The sequence below is a fragment of the Moorena sp. SIO4E2 genome, assembly GCF_010671945.1.
GTDB lineage: Bacteria > Cyanobacteriota > Cyanobacteriia > Cyanobacteriales > Coleofasciculaceae > Moorena > Moorena producens.
This window is the reverse complement of the sequence record NZ_JAAHIE010001168.1, coordinates 1-1,535: the sequence shown is the minus strand read 5'-3', so window position 1 is coordinate 1,535 and position 1,535 is coordinate 1. Positions and strand designations below refer to the sequence as shown.

The 1,535-nt window shown below is 40.0% G+C and carries 1 protein-coding gene and 1 pseudogene; both read left to right on the top strand.

The window, feature by feature from the left end:
- Positions 1–1,028: pseudogene (locus tag F6K37_RS41830) on the top strand (COR domain-containing protein); the annotation flags it as partial.
- Entirely contained in the window at positions 1,025–1,207 is a 183-nt protein-coding gene (locus tag F6K37_RS41825) for a hypothetical protein (RefSeq protein WP_287257146.1), read from the top strand. The pseudogene F6K37_RS41830 and the gene F6K37_RS41825, both read left to right, overlap by 4 nt.
- The last annotated feature ends 328 nt before the right edge of the window (positions 1,208–1,535 follow it).

Genomic DNA, 1,535 nt, shown 5'->3' with positions numbered 1-1,535 from the left:
AACTCCTCAGCGATAATCAACCAGACTATGACTGGGATCCATCCCACAATCTGATTTTACGCTACACTTATCCGGATTTTATGCCCAAGGGTATTATCACTCGTTTGATTGTGGTGATGCATCAGTATATTGACCAAGAAAAAGATGTTTGGAAAAGTGGCGTCATCTTAACTAAGGACAACACCAAAGCTGAAGTGATTGAATATTACGGTAAACGGGAGATTAAAATTAGGGTTACTGGTAGAGATAAGCGGGGATTATTAACTATAGTTGCTCACGAACTAGATAAAATTAATCATTCTTATAAGCGATTGAAGTGCAGTAAATTAATACCTTGTAATTGCCATAAGTGTAAAGACAGTCAGTCGCCACATTCTTATCCCTTTGAAACATTGCTAAAATTTATAGAAGACCAGCAAGACACCATTCAATGTCAAACAAGCTATGAGATGGTGAATGTTTTGAGTTTACTTGGTGATATAATAGATTTGAACAAGTTAGTATCTAACGATCCACAAGATAGTAATCAATCCATTCAGTTTAAAGGCGATATTCAAAAATTAGTATTGCTATTATCACAACACGGTAATATTTCTGGAGATTATTCTGAAATCATGGCTAATATCAACGATAAAAGTCAAAATATAAATATATCGGATAACGCTACAGTAACAAATAGTTTTGCTGGTGCGTTTAACTTAGGTGAGATTAGTGGTACAGTTGCTAATACTATCAACCAGTTACCTAGCTTTGAGCCTGAGCCTGATAAAAAACAACTGAAGGAATTACTCAGTCAACTGCAAAGCGCAGTCTTAGCAGAAGATTTGGATGACGAAGACAAAGCAGAAGCCCTAGAACAAATTGAAGCGATCGCTTCTGGTTTAACTAATTCCGAAGATGGTGCTGTGAAGAAAGTAGTTAAGAAGGCGATGAAAATACTCATGGGAACTGCTGCTGCTTTGTCTCCTACTGCTAATATGGTAACTATATGTAAGGATTTACCAGGTTTGATTAGTAAGATATTTTGAGAAAAAGGCAAGATAAGCGATCAGCGATCAGCGATCAGCTTTCAGCTTTCAGCGATCAGCGATCAGCTTTCAGCTTTCAGCTTTCAGCTTTCAGCTTTCAGCTATCAGCTTATGCGCTACGCGCACAGCTTTTGAATAAAACAAGTAAGCATTGCTTTAATCTCTGTTACGTCAGCTGAAGGCTGACGGCTGAAGGCTGAAGGCTGACGGCTGACCGCTGACGGCTGACCGCTGACGGCTGACCGCTGACGGCTGACCGCTGACGGCTGACCGCTGAATGCTTACAAAAAATATAAGTCTAAAAATAAAAAAAATAGCCGTAGATATTATGTCTACGGCTTTTTCAATGCCACAGTAAGTGGATTGAAATTGTCATGTCAGTCAGATCCCAAACCAAACCTGATGTGATCTTATTTTATTGGCCAAAGGCCACGCTACGCGAAAAGACCAGGAGCCTTTGCAAGGGGGGAAACCCCCCCAGAAATTTAGCGATGCAGCGCGGTCTTG